The following is a 16,579-nucleotide window of genomic DNA, read 5'->3' on the forward strand; positions in this document are numbered from 1 at the left end:
GGCGGGGACGCCCGTCTCTACCCAAGGAACCGTCATGGCCCTTATATCGCTGCATAACGTCAGCAAGACCTATCCACCGGCGCGGAAAGGCGAACCCCCTGTTGCCGCGCTGCAGGAGATCAACCTCGAGATTGAAGTCGGAGAGATCTTCGGGATTATCGGTTACTCCGGGGCCGGAAAAAGCACCCTGGTCCGCCTGATCAATGCGCTGGAATCCAGCACCTCGGGAACCATCACCGTGGATGGCCGGCAGGTCTCCGGGGTCCCCGAACGGAAGCTGAAATCCATCCGTCTGGGCATTGGCATGATCTTCCAGCAGTTCAACCTGTTCAATTCGAAAACCGTGCGGAACAACATCGCCTATCCGCTGCGCGTGGCCGGACAGAGCAAAGCGGAGATTGCGGCGCGGGTGGATGAGCTGCTCGCTTTCGTCGGCCTCACCGACAAGGCTGACAGCTACCCCGAGCAGCTCTCCGGCGGGCAGAAGCAGCGGGTGGGAATCGCCCGCGCACTGGCCGCAGCACCCAAAATCCTGCTCGCAGACGAGGCAACCTCGGCGCTGGACCCGGAGACCACCCACGAGGTGCTGGCCCTGCTGCGCCGGGCTAACCGGGAGCTGGGCATCACCATCGTGGTGATCACCCATGAGATGGATGTGATCAAAAACCTGGCCACCCGGGTAGCCGTGATGGATGGCGGGCGGATCGTGGAACAGGGTGACGTTTTTGAAGTTTTCTCGAATCCCCGCCGCGACTCGTCGCAGAAATTTGTCTCGACCGTGGTGCGGGGCATTCCGTCTCCGGATGAGCTTGCGTCGCTGAAGGCCCGCCATGAGGGGCGGATCGTCACGCTGTCCTTCCGCGACGGCGATGAAGCCCAGGCAGGTGTCTTCCTGGAACTCGCCGCGGCGGGTGTGGGGTTCGAACTGATTTACGGCGGCATCAATGACATCTCGGGGCGGGCCTTCGGGCATCTCACCCTGGCACTCAAAGGAGCCGACCAGGCGATCGACGACGCACTGGCCTCGGTGGGCACAGGCATCAAAGTAACGGAGCTGAGCTGAATGGAAGAACTGATTCCCCTGACGCCCCAGCTGTGGACGGCCGTCGGAGAGACCCTCTACATTGTGGGACTGAGCCTGCTGTTCGGCGGATTGGGCGGCATGCTGATCGGTCTGGGCCTCTACACCACCCGCAGCGGAGCGCTGCTGGCCAACCGTCCGGTCTTCGGCACCCTCAACGTGCTGGTAAATATCTTCCGCCCCATTCCGTTCATCATTTTCCTGCCCGCGGTCCAGCCGCTGGCACGGTCAGTGACCGGCAGCGGCATCGGTAACAACGCCATTATCTTCACGCTCTCGCTGGCTGCCGCGTTTGGCATCAGCCGGATCGTGGAGCAGAACCTGCTGACCGTGCAGCCCGGTGTCATCGAAGCAGCCCGTTCAATGGGTGCAGGCCGGCGCCGGATCATCCTGACTATCCTGATTCCCGAAGCGCTGGGCCCGCTCATCCTGGGCTATACCTTCGTCTTCGTCGCCCTGGTGGATATGTCCGCGGTGGCCGGCTATGTGGGCGGCGGAGGCCTGGGAACCTTCGCCATCCAGTACGGCTACCGGCAGTTCAATCCGGTGGTGACCTGGGCCGCAGTGGCCGTGATTATCGTGCTGGTCCAGCTGGTGCAGCTCCTGGGCAACCAGGCGGCGCGGAAGGCGCTGCGCCGGTAGCCCCGCGGCCGGTGCGTCACGGTCAAAGTCGGCCACGGGAGAGAATAGGTGGGTGAGCACACCACTGCCGGCGGCCGGTCCACTTCCGGACGGACCCTTCAACCTCTCCGCCCTCGGCCGCAGGCTGACCTTTGCCCGTTCCCTCCCGGACCTCGCGGCAGCCCTGGATCCGGCGGCCGGGGGACGCACCGCCGTCGTGCAGGCACCACCGGGGACCGGTAAAACCACTCTGGTTCCGCCGCTGGTGGCCAACCTCACCGGTTCCGGGCAGGGGCGGATTATTGTCACCCAGCCCCGCCGGGTGGCGGCCCGCGCTGCCGCCCGCCGTCTGGCCTCCCTCGCTGGTTCCAGCGTAGGGGAGGCAGTCGGATACACCGTGCGCGGCGAGCGGCATACGGGCAGCCGCACCATCGTGGAATTCGTGACCCCCGGCATCCTGCTGCGCCGGCTGATGGATGATCCCGCCCTGGAAGGCACCGCCGGCGTCATCCTCGACGAAGTCCATGAGCGGGGGCTGGAAACCGATCTGCTGCTGGGCCTGCTTTCGGAGGTCCGGCAGCTGCGGGAGGATCTGGTGCTCATCGCGATGTCCGCCACCCTGGACGCGGCCCGCTTTGCTGCACTGGTCGGCGGGCCGAACGGGCCGGCGCCCCTGGTCGACTGCCCCTCTGCACTGTATCCGCTGGAGGTCCGCTGGGAACCGACCGCTTCCCGGCGCCTGGACGAACGTGGCGTGACCCGCGCTTTCCTCACTGAGCTGGCACTGACCGCTGCGGCAGGACACGCCAAGGCACTGGCAGCCGATCCACAGACGGATGCCCTGGTCTTCGTCCCGGGAGCCCGAGAAGTCTCCGCCGTCGCGGGCCACCTGCGGCAGGCGGCGGAGCCGGGCACCGAGGTCCTGGAACTCCACGGCCAGGTGCCGGCAGCCGAACAGGACCGGGCGGTTTCCGGCCGGCCCGCCGGAGGCAGGCCGCGCATCATCGTGACGACGTCGCTGGCCGAGTCCTCGCTCACCGTGCCGGGGGTGCGCCTGGTGGTGGACTCCGGGCTCTCCCGTGAACCGCGGCGGGATGCGGCCCGTGGCATGTCCGGACTGGTGACAGTGAGCTGTTCGCGGGCCTCGGCCCAGCAGCGTGCCGGACGCGCCGCCCGGCAGGGCCCGGGAACCGTGATCCGGGCTTATCCGGAGGCAGCCTACGCCGCGGCGCCTGCGCAGCAGACTCCGGAAATTGCCACTGCCGACCTCACCTCGGCAGCCCTGGTGCTGGCGTGCTGGGGGACTCCCGGCGGACGCGGATTAAGCCTTCCTGACCCGCCGCCTGCAGCCGCTCTGGCCGACGCGGAAGCCGAACTCCGGGCCATCGGCGCCGTTGACGGCGAGGGGCGGGCCACGGAGTCCGGCCGGGCGCTGGTCCGTGTTCCCGTCGATCCGCCGCTCGCGCGTGCCCTGGTCGATGGGGCTCCCGTTACCGGGGCACGCACTGCGGCGGAGGTAGCCGCCATGGTGGCCGGAGATGTCCGCGCGCCGGGGGCGGACCTTGTCCGGCTGCTGGCCCGGCTCCGCTCCGGCGGGGACCCCGGTGCGCGTGCCTGGTCGCAGGAAGTCCACCGGCTCGAGCGGTTGGCGGCGCAGCAGGCCGCGCCGGGCAACGCCCTCATGGATCACAGCCTGGAACCGGGCGAAGCGGCCGGATTCATCATCGCGTTGGCGTTTCCCGCCCGCGTAGCGCGCCGGGTGGCAGGAAGCGCGGGGGAGCAGTACCTTCTTGCTTCCGGGACCCGGGCGGGACTGCCCGCGGACAGCCCGCTGCGGGGGTCCGAATGGCTTGCTGTTGCCGATGTGACGCGGGCCCAGGGCCGCGCGGCCGCGGGCACCGGTGCGGTCATCCGCGCCGCGGCTCCGCTGGAGGCCGGGACGGCGGAGGCTGCGGCCGCTCATCTGCTCACGGAATCCGTTTCGGCGGAATTCTCCGGCGGGCGGGTGAATGCACGGCGTGAGCGCAGGCTCGGCGCGATTGAACTGGTCTCCACATCCGTCCGGGCGACGCCGGCCCAGGGGCGGGCGGCCGTCGCAGCGGCCCTGGCCGTCCAGGGACTGTCACTGATTGGATGGTCGCCGGCGGCAGACGCCCTGCGGCGTCGGTTGGCACTCCTGCACCGCGAGCTTGGCGCACCCTGGCCCGATGTCTCCGAGCCGGCGCTCCTGGAACGCCTGGACGAGTGGCTCGCTCCGGAACTGGATGAGCTGGCCGGCGGCGCGCGGGCTGCCGGGATCAATCTGGCTGATCCGCTGCGGCGGCTCCTGCCCTGGCCGGAGGCAGCGCATTTGGAGGAACTGGCCCCCGAGCGGCTGCAGGTGCCCAGCGGTTCCCGGGTGCACATTACCTACCCGGAACCAGGCGACGACGGCGCGCGGCCGGTGGTCGCCGTCAAGCTTCAGGAATGCTTTGGCTGGGCGGGCTCACCCACGCTTGCCGGAGGACGGGTCAGGGTGCTGTTCCATCTGTTGTCTCCGGCGGGCCGGCCGCTGGCGGTCACAGATGATCTTGCCTCCTTCTGGGCTGGTCCGTATCACCAGGTCCGGGCAGAAATGCGGGGCCGGTATCCGAAGCATCCCTGGCCGGAGGACCCCTGGGCCGCCACCGCGACGGCCCGCACTAAGGCCAGATCATGAAGTGATTGGGCTGACCGGCTCGGCAGCGGAACAGTGGCCGGGAAGGAAACGGTGCGAAGAGGACAAAGGCGCCGCTTCCTCGCGGAGAGCGGCGCCTTGCGGGAGACCAGGATTCAGCTGACCGGCCCGGCAGGGTTTTAGGTGACCGGCTCGGCCAGTGAGGTGCCCGCGCCGTCCCAGACGCCGTCGAGCACAGCGGCGGCTTCCTCCTCGCTGACCCCGAGCGAGAGTGAAATTTCCGTGAGCAGCGGCCGGCGTGCATGCCGGAGCATGTCCCGCTCCGCGTGGGAGAGTCCCTTGTCCAGGGAGCGCAGCGTGAGGTTGCGGACCACCCGCGCCACATCTGTGATCCGGCCGCTGGCCAGCAGTTCCGTGTTTTCCTTGAACCGTCGTGACCACTGGGATTCCTCGGCATCCGCAGCAGCCTTGAGGATCTCCATGAGTTCTTCCAGCTGCGGTGAATTCAGGACCTGGCGCAGCCCCACATCCTGTGCCTTGGCGGTGGGCACCCATACCTCAAGCTTGTTGGCATGTACTTCCAGTACCAGGTACTCGTGATCCACGCTGCGGATCTGGCGGGTCGCCAGGCGGCGGATGGTGGCCGGGCCGTGGTGGGGGTGGACTACGGTTTGACCTACGTTAAACGTCAATGTGATTACCTCTGGCTGGATCGAAGCCGGGCCCGGCAGCCGCGGACCGCTGCACTGGACAGGGTCTGTTGTTGGGACGGGTGTCCCGCGCTTGCCCGGATTCCGGTGACAGTCGTGACGGAAGCGCGGCCGGGAGCGCCGCACATGGGGGTGAAACGCCGGGAAGCCGCGGGTCTGACCTGACTATTATTTCACGTCTGGGTGGGCATGTTCCCCCGAAGCTGCAGGGTAGTTGCGGCGGCGGGGCAGGAGGGTATTGCTGTGCCGGAAGTGAAAAGCACCCCGCCTGGTTCCAGGCGGGGTGCTTTCCGAATATCGGCGGACCGGACAATCCGCCAAAGGTTTCGGCTAGGCGCGGTAGTAGACCGGGCCGGAGCCGACGTTGACGGACTGAACAACGGTCTGGTTACCGTTCCAGCCACTGTGGATGGCCTGGCCGTCGCCGATGTAGATGGCGATGTGGGCAAAGCCCATGCCGCCGTCGGCGTAGTACACCATGTCACCCGGCTGGGGATCGGAGACGGGGGTGCCGTAGGCAGCCAGCTGAGCCGGGGCCAGGTCGCCAACCGAGTGGCCGGCAGCGCGGAGGGCTACCTCGACCAGTACGGTGCAGTCCTGGGTGGCGCCGAGCTGTGAGTAGGCCGCGTTCACCATGATCTGGCCGATTGCGGAGGTACCGGCGCTCGGAGCAGCCGGGGTGACCTGGGTGCTCAGCGTGGTGTACGTGCCCGGATCAGTGAAGGAAGCCGCGGCGGGAGCAGCTTCGATCGCTGCTGCGGTTTCCACCGGAGCGTAGGAAGCTGCGGGCTGAACCGCAGCCGTGCCGGCGTAGGTGATGACGTCACCCGGGTAGATGATCGAGGTCATCGACAGGCCGTTGAGGGCCAGAATGCTGTCCAGGGAGACGCCGTAGGTAGCGGCAATCTGGCCCAGGGTGTCACCCGGAACAACGGTGTGGGTGGCTGCGGCTTCCGTCACGGTCTGAGTGACCGTCTCGGCCACGGTGGCTGCGGCGGGAGCTGCAGCCGGGGCTGCGGCAGCGGCGGCAGGCGCCGGGGCAGGATCGTTGGCGATGACGCCGGCCTGTGCCGGGGCAGCCATGCCGAACATGAGTCCGGATCCGGCAACCACGGCTGCGGCGGTTCCGCCGAGGGTGCGTGCCTTGACCGGTGAGACCTGGGCGATAGTCGTCCAGATGTTGGAATGTGCGCGGTGGCGTCCGCGGTTCTTGTTGATAGACAAAGGAATTACCTCTCCCAATACCTGCGAGGTGAGCTGTCGGATTCGGATGGGAGTCACCCGGCCGCCCGGAGTAAACCGGTCGGCTTAACCCCTAGGATTCAAAGGATCCAAAAAATTGGGTCCCCCGCCCCTGCCGTCGTATTGCAAAGGGGGCCTTGGCCAGCGGCAGAGTTAGGTAACAGGCCAAGGACGCCGCATCAGGATCGCGGCATGCCAAGGACACTACATGGAATTCCAATTGCATTGCAATTCGGTAACGACACCGTGTTGCCATTGTGCGGGACGCCACACCGTGCTAAACGACAGATTGCTTTCCTGTTCTGTCCCATCCTTCACACCCTGGCGCTCTTCAGGGGTACCGTTCAGCCGCCAAAGGCGCTTCATCGCAGGCAGCAGTCCTGGATTTTTGCGTACTGCCGCGACGTATACGGGGGTGCGGGAATACGCTGGAAGTACCCAGCGAAGGAGGGGCCATGAGTGAGCAAATCGGTGGCCGCGGAGCGCAGCTTCCCGTTCAGGACGTGGTGCGCGAGGTGGTGATTCCAGCCGGCGTCGCCGGGCCGGATCAGCTGATCATGGATGTGCGGTGTTATGCCGTAGCTCAACCGGAGGGCATCGTGGTGATTGACACAGGAATGCCCGATGCCGATGCGGGGATCGCTGCCGCGATCGAGGCTTTGGGTGGCGGGTGGTCCGATGTCCGCGACATTGTGCTGACTCACCTGCATATGGACCACGTGGGCTCCCTGTTTGCCGTTGCCGAACGCGCTCCCCATGCTGCGATCTACGCCGGGGGGCCCGATTCGCCGGACATCCGGGCTCCGCGCCACGTAAGCCCCATTGGTGAAGGGGCCATGGTTCAGGACCTGGAGATCCTCGCCACTCCCGGCCATACTCCGGGGCACATCTCCCTGTTCCATGAGGGAACAGGGACACTTTTTGTTGGAGATGCGGCGGCGTCATCGCATGGTCACGTCATCCGGGGGCCCGGTGCTTTCATGTCCGACGCGGGTCAGGCGGAGCAATCGCTGGAGCGGATCGCGGGCCTGGGGCCGGAACGGATTCTCTTTGCGCACGGCGCCGAGGTGGAGTCACCGGCGGACGCGCTCTCGACCATGATTGGGGGACCGCACTGACGTGGTGGCCGACAGCCACCGGGCTGGCAGTAACAGGGGTAACCGAGTACAGCGAGGCAGTCATGGCAGGCAAATTCGAGATTTATCAGGACAAGGCAGGCGGCTTCAGGTTCCGGCTGAAGGCGGGTAATGGGGAAGTCATCGCTTCCTCGTCGGAGAGCTACAAGTCCAAGGCATCAGCGTTGAAGGGCGTGGAATCTGTCCGCTCCAACGCCGGCGCCGCCATCACAGACCTTACCTAGACTCCGTGCCCTTCACTGCCCTGGCCTGCGTTGTCAGCCAGACGAACCATGTCCCGGCCGCAATGGTCAGGGCCGCCGCCACCGGGAGCAGGGCGGTCACCGGGGTGCCTCCGGATGCTGAGACGGCCGTATAGACCAGCCAGCACAACGCCAGCACCACACCCGCTGCACCGGCACAAAAGCGCCGTGACTTTCCTGCGTCTGCGCTCAGGAATGCCAGCACACTCGCGGGGCAGGCGAAGGATGCGCCGAGCACAGCTCCGCCGATGAGGGTCCAAAGGATGTAGCTCGAAAGGTCCTGCGACTCGACCGAAGCGGCGTAGTTGATCTGGAAGTTTAGGATGCCCAGGATCATGCCCGCCACAGCGCCGGCCGGAATGAGGAAGAAGACAGACCTGCGCGGCCGTGCGGGGGTGTTGCTCATATCCCAACTCTATCCCTGGGACCCGCCGCGCCCGGCACCAGGTCACGGCAGGGGTGATGCTCCTTTTTATGAATGACTCAGAATAACTGGTAGAGTCGTGGAAGACGCCGCGGCCTGCCGGATCTGCTCCTTGCCGGAGTTCAGTACGGCGGGCCTCCTCTCCGGAGGCCTGAACGCGGCCCCGGGCACTGTGCACCGCACCACTTCGGAAGCGTGCCGCCCTCCCCATTGACAGACACCGCAGCCTGTACCGGCTCGCCGGTGCTGCCGCATTACCCCCAGGAGTACCACCCCTTGTTTAAGACCATGTTTGCCGAAACCGCCCGCGCTGCCGCCCAGACCCGCACCACCGCCCAGACCCGCACCTCCACCCACTCTGCCGGCGGCGCTGATCCGCGCCGCGCCGGAAGCGCCCTCGGTGGAAACTATGTGGCAGTGTTTGACCGCCCCCAGGCGCCTGTCCCCGCCAGCGGCGGCCGCTACACCGCCTCTTTTGACGGCCGGGTCAGCAGCCGCCCGGGCCGGTGCGTTGACAGCTATGTGGCTGCCTTCGGAGCCGCCGGACATCCGGCCGGAAACCGCCGCGGCAGCTACGTAGACGCCGAACGCTAGGCCGCCTGCCCGGGCAGGAGCCACTGGCCCCGCACTGTCCGGCCGCCGCTGCCCTGTTGCGGCCCAGCTAGGATGATTCCGGTAAACGGAGTCAGCAGCGCCAGCGGCAAGAGCAGTCAGGAAGCAGTATGGGTGCAATGGATGACCTGCTGGGCCCTGCGCAGATAGCGCAGCTGTGCGGGTCGCTGGAAACAGCGGCCCCGGGGGTCCGGTTCGAGGCCCTGCAGGAAACGAGCGGCCGGCTCGGCCCGTTGTCCCTGCGCGCGAGGACCGACGTCGTCGCGGACGCCTTGGTGGTGAGCTTCCGGGAGTATGCAGTGGCCACAGCCGCATTCCGGACTGCCCTGGCCGATCCGGACTTCACTGGCTGGGCACTGTGGCCGGTTACCGAAGCTGCAGTCACCCTCTCCCTTGCCCAGGGCAGCAATCAGGCCTTCGACGATTGCCTTGACCTGCTTGCTGAGCTGACGCCTCGGCTGACCAGTGAGTTTGCCATCCGCAGACTGCTCAGCGCGGATTTGGACCGCGCCCTGAAATATATCCAGCCCTGGACCACGGACCCCAATGAGCACGTGCGCAGGCTGGCCAGCGAGGGCACCAGACCATACCTTCCGTGGGCGGTGCGGGTTGCCGGGCTGACACTGCGCCCTGACGCCACCGTGCCGGTCCTCGATGCCTTGCGCAATGACTCCAGCGAGTACGTGCGCCGCTCGGTGGCCAACCACCTCAATGACCTTGCACGGCATGCACCGGAGACTGTTCTTGAACTCGCTGCACGCTGGCATGAATCGGGTACGCCGGAAAGTGCCTGGATCATCCGGCGCGGATTGCGGACGCTGGTGAAAAAGGCGCACCCTGGAGCGCTGTCGCTGATGGGTTTTAAGCCTGCCGAAGTCGCGGTGGACGGACCGCGCGCGGAAACGGAGCAGCTCACTCTGCCCGCGGTCCTGAGCTTTGAGTGTGTTCTGACGAACACGTCCCCAACGCCCGCCCGCCTCGCTGTCGACTATGTGGTGCACTACGTCAAGGCGAACGGTTTGACTGCGCCAAAGGTCTTCAAACTGGCCGTCCTGGACCTGGAACCCGGAGAGTCGCGGAAGCTGTCCGGCCGGCACGCCTTCCGCCAAATGACCACGCGGCGGCACTACGCCGGAAGGCACCAGCTGGAACTGCAGATCAACGGTGTCCGTCATGGGCGGCTGGAGTTTCATCTGACCATCTAGCGCCCTCCGGGATTCCCACGGCACGCCGCCTGCATCACCCGCCCGGGAATATGTCGGAACCATGACGATGCGGCTGTGATGCGGCTTATATACTCTGACGAAACTTGGACGCCCAGCTACCCCGGGCTAACCACCCCTCGGAGCAGCGGCGTGTACGGAGCCTGCCTTCGCTCCTGAATGCAGAGGAGCAAGGGCATGACGACGACCGAGCCTACGACCGGCCGGAACCGGCAGGGTGCGGGACACGCCAGGACAGCCGGCGCCTGCTCAGGCTGCCGCCACCGGGCCGCGGCCTGAGCATGGTGCGGTTTCCGCTCCTCGACCGGACCGTCAGGACGCCTCAGGCACTGCCCGGAGAGCTCCGCGTCCGTACCCTCATTCCGGGGTTGCTTGGTGCCGGGTGGCGGACGCTCCGCACCGGCGGCTGGCGTCTGCTGGCCCTCTACGCTGCAACCCAGGCCCTTCTGCTGGTGTTGTTTTCACCCCTGATCCGCTGGATGTTCACGGAGGCGCTGGCTGCGGCCGGGCTACACGCAGTGGATTCGGCTGCCCTGACGTCCATCATGGGGAACGGCGGTTCAGCAGCGTGGATTGCCGGGCTCTGCCTCCTTGCCATCGTGGGTGTGGGTGGTCAACTGACCCTGCTGGTCCTGGCTGCGGCCCGGGTCCGGGCGGGACTCAGCCTGCAGCCGGCGGCTCTGGTGCGGGATCTCGGTTCCGTCCTGCGCCGGGCGCCCAGGCTGAGTTCGCTTCCGCTGGTCTGGTACCTGTTCCTTGTCCTGCCACTGGCGCAGGCCGGTTTCTTTTCGGTGCTGACGCACTCCATTGCGGTGCCGAACTTCGTCACCGGTGAATTGCTGAAGTCCACGCCGGGACTTGTCGCCTATGTCTTGTTCCTGCTGGTCATCGGAACACTCGGCACCCGTTTCTCCCTGGCGCTGCCGATCTTTGCTCTGGGCCGGGTCTCCGGCAGCCGGGCGATGCGGCTCAGCTGGCTGGTTACCCGCAGGACCGACCCGGCTCTCCTGGCAGCCGGGGCCGCGGCGGCAGCAGCCGCCTTCGTTGGCGGCGGGGTGCTGGTGGCCGGCGCGCTGCTTCCGGTCCTGGCGGTGGACCTGGCAGCCCCCGGCCTCGCCTCGGTAACGGCGGCCTTCACCCTGGGGGCGGCGCAGGTGGGCGGCGTCATCATTGCCGGCAGCTTCGTGATGTTCCTGGCCGCCATGCTTATTGAGCTGACCGTCCGCAGCCTCCCGCTGCTGCCGCAGGACCTCACACTGTCCTACAGCCCGGAGCGGGCCGGACGCTCGTCTGAGACGACAGCTACCCTCCCCGAACGGTCCCGCCGCGGCCGCGCACTGCTGACGGTCGTCGTCGTCGTACCGGCACTGGCCCTGGGCGGGCTGAACATCCCTGTCATGGAGGGCCTGCAGCAGGTGCCGCAGACCCTGGTGCTGGCGCACCGGGGTTTCAGCGACGGAGGGGTTGAAAACACAGTGTCCGGGCTGGCGGCAGCTGCCGAAGCCAACGCCGACCTGGTCGAAATGGATGTGATGCAAACCGCCGACGGCGGGTTCGTGGTGATGCATGACGCTTCCCTGAGCCGGCTGGCCGGCCGGGAGGAATCCGTCAAGGACCTCACCCTGGCCGAACTGAGAGCCGTCACCGTGTCTGACCAGCGCGGGCACCGGGACACCATCCCGTCCCTGGAGGAATACATCCGCGCCGCACAGGAGCTGGGCGAGCCGTTACTGATCGAACTCAAAATGCACGGAGACGAGACAGCGGACTACGTCCCGCGGCTTGTGTCGGAACTCGAATCCCTTGATGCCCTGCAGGAGAATATTTACCACTCACTGGATAAGGACAAAGCTGAGGAGCTCAAGCGGCTGCGCCCGGAACTGTACGTCGGCCTGACCATGGGGGTGGCCGGACTCGCCGCTCCGGACACAACAGCGGACTTCATTGTGGTGGAGGAAGCGTCCTATACGGACGCGGTCCGCGACTCAGCCTGGGCGAACGGTATGGAAATCTACGTCTGGACCGTCAACGGCGCAGACGGAATCCGAAACATGCTCCGCGACAATGTTGACGGCATCATCACGGACCACCCGGACACGGCAGTCCGTGACCGCGCCGGCATGGGACCGGAAGAGCCGATGGGCAGCAAGCTCTACGACGCCGTCATGCGGTTTGTGCTGATCTTCTAGCGTCTTCCAGCGTCTTTCAGCGGGGGCAGAGCTACAACACGACCCCGGCCGGAAGGTCCGGTGCCTGGAACTTCTGGCGTTCGCACTCGGCCTGCAGGGCAGGATAGGCCTGCGCGATCAGGTCCAGGATCCGGTTCCGGACCACCAGATAGGCCTCGCCGACGCCGACAACTCCCTTGAACTCCTTCAGCTCCTCCTCATACGAGGTCTGCATGTGCCGCAGGTAGTTGACGGTCAGGCGGTCCAGGCGGCTGCGGGTGGTCCGCGGGCCGGCGGGGGACTGGTTCTGGCGCAGCCGTGAGTTGTAGTGCTCGACAGCCTTTCGCTGAACGTCCTCCCAGGACTCCGGCACCAGGCGCAGCTCCAGTGCCTCGGCGACGGCGACCGCTTGTTTCTTTTTCTCCAAGGCCCGGCCGCGTGCTGCGAGCTGGCGCTTCCGCGAAGCCTCACGGGCCCGGCGGAACTCTTCCGTAGCCTCGACTGTTTCCACCCGTTCCAGCGCGTACAGCTTCATGGGTGCAGCTTTGCGGGAGAACGGATTCCTGGCAGTTTTGTCCGGCTCCGGCAGAAAGGCCTTGATCTGGGTTTCGGTCCAGCCGCGTTCCTTCTTCAGGTCCGCTGCGATCAGAAAATCCTCGCTGTTGGCGGGCTTGGGATGGGGAGGGTGGTGCTTTCCTCTGGACATTGGTACTTCCGGTGGTGCGGGCAGGGCGTCCACCAGTCTAGTGAACCGGCGGTGCGCCCTGCCCGCAGGTCAGGAACCGGCGTAGGCCCGGGGCAGCTTCAACCCGCGTTCCTCCATCACCAACCGCAGCCGGGTGGGATAGTCAGTGATAATCCCATCCACCCCCAGGTCGATCAGGTAGTTCATCACAGCGGGCTGATTCACCGTCCACGGCACAATCTTCATATCGAGTTCCTGCGCTTCAGCCACCATCTGACGCGTCACGCTGGCGTAGACCGGAGAGATCACGTCGTATCCCTGAGCGGCTGCCGCCAACACCACCGACCCCTCATAGTCATCTATATCGATTCCGCCCAGAATGGCGGCGGCACCGGGCTGCCCGATTTCCAGCGTCTCCGGACCGGCAGCGAGCGCCACCCTGGTCAGTCTCGGCGCGATCCGTCCCGCCAGGTTCAGCGAACCCCAGTCGAAGGACTGCAGGGTCACTCTGTCTGCCATTCCAGAATTCCGGATCTCCCGGATGACGGACCGGGTCAGGGCTTCCATGCCGGGACCGCCGGCCTGCCCGTCCTCGACTTTCGTCTCGATATTGAGCCACACGCCGCGGGCACGTACTTCGCGGACCAGGGCGAACACATCCTTCAGCTCAGCTATCCGATTGCCCTCAACCACCTGCTGCTCCGGATAACCCGGCAGCTGCTGGTAGCCGCAGTCGAGCGTTTTCAGCTGGGCCAGGGTCAGGTCAGCCACCCGGTCTCCAACGTAGGGGAAGCCCGGATCCCCGGCGGCTGCCGGAGCGGTATCGCGGCACTTTTCAGCCTGGATGGTGTCGTCATGCCAGACGACGACGGCGCCGTCGCGGCTCAAATGCGTGTCCAGTTCCAGCGTGCTGACGCCGAGTTCCAGCGAGTGCCGGAAGGCGGTGAGTGATTCCTCCGTATATTCGCCGCGGCCGCCGCGGTGGGACTGCAGGTCAATCGAGGGCCGTTCGGTCCCGGCACGCATCTGCGCGGTCATCACGTCAAAGATGTGGGTATCTTCGTAGAACCCGCCCAGCTGTTCCGATCCCGGGCCCATGGCCGTGAGCGGCACGTCGAGGGCGGTATGCCCATCGGTGGTCCAGTCCACGGCAAAAACCTGGTCCGAGTTGGCTACCGGCAGAGGTCCGTCCTCGGCGGAGATGCCGTCACCGGACTCATCTGCATCATCGTCGAAGGACTCGATCGTCATGCCGCCCGTCTGGTGGTCCCCGACGACGATTAGCAGGGTGTTACCGTCCGCTTCGGCGAAGTCCCGCGCAACGGCCACTGACTGTTCAAAGGCGATTCCGGACTTGATGGTCAGCTCGGCGTCGTTGACGTGGGACATGGAATCGATGCCCTCGTCTTCGACCATCAGGAAGAATCCTGGATCCTGCCCGCCGCCATTGGGAGCGCCCCCGCCACCACCATGGCCGCCTCCGTGTCTGGCCCCGGCTTCGGCCGCAGCGGGGGCCGTGAGCAGTTCCAATGCCTTGCCGGTCATGACCGGCAGGGGAACGCTCGGTTCGTAAATCTCCTCCACGTCGTCGCCGTACTGGAACATCTCTTCATTGGCGAACAGGCCCAGCACCTTCGGGCCCTGGGCCTGCAGCAGCCCTGCCTCGTCCCAGACGTACTCATAACCGTCCGCCTGGGCCTGTTCCACCAGGTTGACGGTTCCGGAACTTTCCTCCGAGGGGTCCTCGGGCGGGTTATCCGGATGCCGGCCCGGATTCCCTGCCGGGTACCAGTGGTCCTCACCGCCGCCCAGGATCACGTCCGGGCGGCTGGATTCCAGGAACTGGCGGGCAATCTCGCTCTGCTCCCCGCGGTCGGCCACGTGCGCCCCGAAAGCCGCGGGGGTCGCATCCGTTACCTGCGCCGTCGTCACCAGGCCGGTGGACTTGCCCAGCGCGGCGGCGATCTCCAGTGCGGTGGGTACGGGCTGGCCATCCAGGTCGACGCCGATGGCTCCGTTGTAGGTCTTCACGCCCGTGGACATGGTGGTGGCTGCCGCTGCCGAGTCGGTGACAAACGTGCCCGGATCCGCCGAATTGGTGTGGACCAGTCCCAGCTCCGGCAGGGAATCCATTACCAGTTCGCCCGTCAGCCCAACGTGGGAGAGCCGGATGGCGTTGCGCTGCGCGGTTCCCATGCCGTCGCCCACCATCAGGATGATGTTCCTGGCCTGCGCCGGCTCCGGTTTGTTCTTCTCCTCCCGGTGCCCTGCGGCCTCCAGCTGCGCGTCACCGCCGGGCCCCGCCCCGGTCGGTGTTTGCGCCAGCGGCGCCCCGCCGCCGCAGCCGGAAAGAATCAATCCGCCCAGTATCGCCGTCGTTACTGTCAGTTTTCCCTTGTTCATTTGTCCGTTCCCGTCTCAGAGTGCGCGAGTGATGACGCATTCCCCCTGCTCAAGTGGGTCAACTCAAGTGGGTCAACCCTCGGCACCGGGGCAGGCAGTGTCAACACTCCGGCAGCATGGCGGCGGGCGGACGGGCCAATCAGCGGGATGTGGGCTTACTCGAACCGGGACGGATCCCCGGCACCGTAGCGGGTCACCTCGGCCTGCCCGGAGGAGAAATCCACCACGGTGGTCAGGTCCGGACCGCAGTGACCGGCGTCCAGCACGGCGTCAACCTCGTGCTGCAGCCGTTCCTGGATCTCCCAGCCCTCGGTCATGGGCTCTTCCTGGTCCGGCAGAAGCAGGGTGCTGGAGAGCAGCGGCTCCCCGAGATCGGCCAGCAGCGCCTGCACCACCTTGTTGTCCGGGATGCGCACACCAACGGTCTTTTTCTTGGGATGCAGCAGCCGGCGCGGCACCTCCTTGGTCGCCGGCAGAATAAAGGTGTAACTGCCCGGGGTAACGGCCTTGATGGCACGGAAGACGTCATTGTCCAGCTGCACAAACTGGCCCAGCTGCGCGAAATCGCTGCAGACCAGGGTGAAATGATGCTTGTCGCTGAGGTGGCGGATGGTGCGGATACGGTCCAGGGCGTCCCGGTTGCCGATCTGTGCGCCGAGGGCATAGCAGGAGTCCGTGGGGTAGGCGATCAGGCCGCCGCCCCGGAGGAGGGCGGTGATCTGGGCGACCGTGCGGGGCTGGGGATTTTCAGGATGTATGTCGAAATAGCGTGCCATGCCCCGAGCATACGCGGACCGGACCGTTCACCAGTCGATTTGTGGCCGCATGCCGGGTGAAGGTGGACGTGCCTGGTGCCGGGACCGGATACTTCCGTCTATGGGCACAGGCAAGCTGGATATCACCGCGTCCGGGAGCCTGCCGCGGCTGCACAGACCCGATTCACGGACCGAAAAGGCGCTGATCGGCCTCGAGCTGGGGACCGGGGCCGCTGCCCTGGGAGCGGGGACGCTCCTGGCGCTGCGCCCGGACGGAGCCTTCCTGCACGCAGACCGCACGGTGCTGCGGCGCACACCCTTCCCGGACTGGCGGCTGCCGGGGCTGCTGCTGGCTGCTGGCTGCGGCGGTGGCTACCTGCTGGCCGCAGTCCTGCAGCTGCGGCGGCACCGGGCGGCGCGGGCGCTTTCCATGGCAGCCGGGGTGGCGCTGGTTGGGTTGGAAGCCTGGGAAACAGCAGTGATTGAGTTTCAGCCGCTGGAGGCGCTGTTCGCCGGGGTAGGCGGCGCCGTCGTGGTGCTGGCCTGGCGGGTGCCGCCGGACCAAAAAAAGTTGTCGCCCCGGGGTTGACGGCCGATGGGGCCGGTTCTACGGTGGTGGCC

Annotated in this window: 15 protein-coding genes and 1 riboswitch; of the genes, 9 read left to right on the forward strand and 6 right to left on the reverse strand. The window is 66.4% G+C overall.

The window, feature by feature from the left end:
* Positions 1-34: 34 nt before the first annotated feature.
* The 3 genes from H9639_RS01630 to hrpB are packed head-to-tail and all read left to right on the forward strand — an operon-like array spanning position 35 to position 4,400.
* The gene (locus H9639_RS01630; RefSeq protein WP_191806393.1) at positions 35-1,063 is read left to right on the forward strand and encodes a methionine ABC transporter ATP-binding protein; all 1,029 of its coding nucleotides are present in this window, start codon (positions 35-37) and stop codon (positions 1,061-1,063) included.
* Positions 1,064-1,723 carry a methionine ABC transporter permease gene (locus H9639_RS01635; protein WP_191746728.1) on the forward strand — a complete coding sequence of 220 codons (660 nt, stop codon included), beginning with the start codon at positions 1,064-1,066 and terminating at the stop codon, positions 1,721-1,723.
* Between the two features lie 52 nt (positions 1,724-1,775).
* Entirely contained in the window at positions 1,776-4,400 is a 2,625-nt protein-coding gene (gene hrpB / locus H9639_RS01640) for an ATP-dependent helicase HrpB (RefSeq protein ID WP_191806394.1), read from the forward strand.
* Positions 4,401-4,537: 137 nt separating this feature from the next.
* Here the strand turns inward: hrpB and H9639_RS01645 are convergent, their stop codons facing one another.
* The gene (locus tag H9639_RS01645; RefSeq protein WP_191806395.1) at positions 4,538-5,050 is read right to left on the reverse strand and encodes a CarD family transcriptional regulator; all 513 of its coding nucleotides are present in this window, start codon (positions 5,048-5,050) and stop codon (positions 4,538-4,540) included.
* 348 nt (positions 5,051-5,398) lie between these two features.
* Positions 5,399-6,292 (reverse strand): C40 family peptidase, encoded by an 894-nt coding sequence (locus H9639_RS01650; protein ID WP_191806396.1) that lies wholly within the window; start codon positions 6,290-6,292, stop codon positions 5,399-5,401.
* 4 nt (positions 6,293-6,296) lie between these two features.
* Positions 6,297-6,463: riboswitch (cyclic di-AMP (ydaO/yuaA leader) on the reverse strand.
* 302 nt (positions 6,464-6,765) lie between these two features.
* Between H9639_RS01650 and H9639_RS01655 the strand changes: the two genes are divergently transcribed.
* Positions 6,766-7,428, forward strand: coding sequence for an MBL fold metallo-hydrolase (locus H9639_RS01655; protein WP_191806397.1), 663 nt, complete (start codon positions 6,766-6,768; stop codon positions 7,426-7,428).
* Between the two features lie 62 nt (positions 7,429-7,490).
* Positions 7,491-7,670 carry a YegP family protein gene (locus H9639_RS01660; RefSeq protein ID WP_191806398.1) on the forward strand — a complete coding sequence of 60 codons (180 nt, stop codon included), beginning with the start codon at positions 7,491-7,493 and terminating at the stop codon, positions 7,668-7,670.
* Here the strand turns inward: H9639_RS01660 and H9639_RS01665 are convergent.
* Entirely contained in the window at positions 7,663-8,094 is a 432-nt protein-coding gene (locus H9639_RS01665) for a hypothetical protein (RefSeq protein ID WP_191806399.1), read from the reverse strand. The two genes, H9639_RS01660 and H9639_RS01665, sit on opposite strands and share 8 nt — an antisense overlap.
* Before the next feature lie 294 nt (positions 8,095-8,388).
* On the opposite strand from H9639_RS01665, the gene H9639_RS01670 reads away from it, so the two are divergent.
* The 3 genes from H9639_RS01670 to H9639_RS01680 all read left to right on the forward strand — a co-directional run bounded on the left by H9639_RS01670 (position 8,389) and on the right by H9639_RS01680 (position 12,136).
* Positions 8,389-8,706 (forward strand): hypothetical protein, encoded by a 318-nt coding sequence (locus tag H9639_RS01670; protein WP_191806400.1) that lies wholly within the window; start codon positions 8,389-8,391, stop codon positions 8,704-8,706.
* A 128-nt stretch (positions 8,707-8,834) separates the two neighbouring features.
* Positions 8,835-9,929, forward strand: a complete 1,095-nt coding sequence (locus H9639_RS01675) for a DNA alkylation repair protein (protein ID WP_191806401.1) — start codon at positions 8,835-8,837, stop codon at positions 9,927-9,929.
* A 299-nt stretch (positions 9,930-10,228) separates the two neighbouring features.
* Entirely contained in the window at positions 10,229-12,136 is a 1,908-nt protein-coding gene (locus tag H9639_RS01680; protein WP_191806402.1) for a glycerophosphoryl diester phosphodiesterase membrane domain-containing protein, read from the forward strand.
* 31 nt (positions 12,137-12,167) lie between these two features.
* Here the strand turns inward: H9639_RS01680 and H9639_RS01685 are convergent, their stop codons facing one another.
* The 3 genes from H9639_RS01685 to H9639_RS01695 form a co-directional block, all read right to left on the reverse strand.
* Positions 12,168-12,821 (reverse strand): hypothetical protein, encoded by a 654-nt coding sequence (locus H9639_RS01685; protein WP_191806403.1) that lies wholly within the window; start codon positions 12,819-12,821, stop codon positions 12,168-12,170.
* A 69-nt stretch (positions 12,822-12,890) separates the two neighbouring features.
* Entirely contained in the window at positions 12,891-15,203 is a 2,313-nt protein-coding gene (locus H9639_RS16755) for an alkaline phosphatase (RefSeq protein ID WP_225219055.1), read from the reverse strand.
* 155 nt (positions 15,204-15,358) lie between these two features.
* Entirely contained in the window at positions 15,359-15,979 is a 621-nt protein-coding gene (locus tag H9639_RS01695) for an L-threonylcarbamoyladenylate synthase (protein WP_191806404.1), read from the reverse strand.
* Positions 15,980-16,079: 100 nt separating this feature from the next.
* Here H9639_RS01695 and H9639_RS01700 point away from each other — a divergent pair, with 100 nt between their 5' ends.
* Positions 16,080-16,547: a hypothetical protein gene (locus H9639_RS01700; protein ID WP_191806405.1), complete on the forward strand. Its 468-nt coding sequence runs from the start codon at positions 16,080-16,082 to the stop codon at positions 16,545-16,547.
* The last annotated feature ends 32 nt before the right edge of the window (positions 16,548-16,579 follow it).

The sequence above is a fragment of the Arthrobacter gallicola genome (assembly GCF_014836775.1).
GTDB classification, from domain to species: domain Bacteria; phylum Actinomycetota; class Actinomycetes; order Actinomycetales; family Micrococcaceae; genus Arthrobacter_B; species Arthrobacter_B gallicola.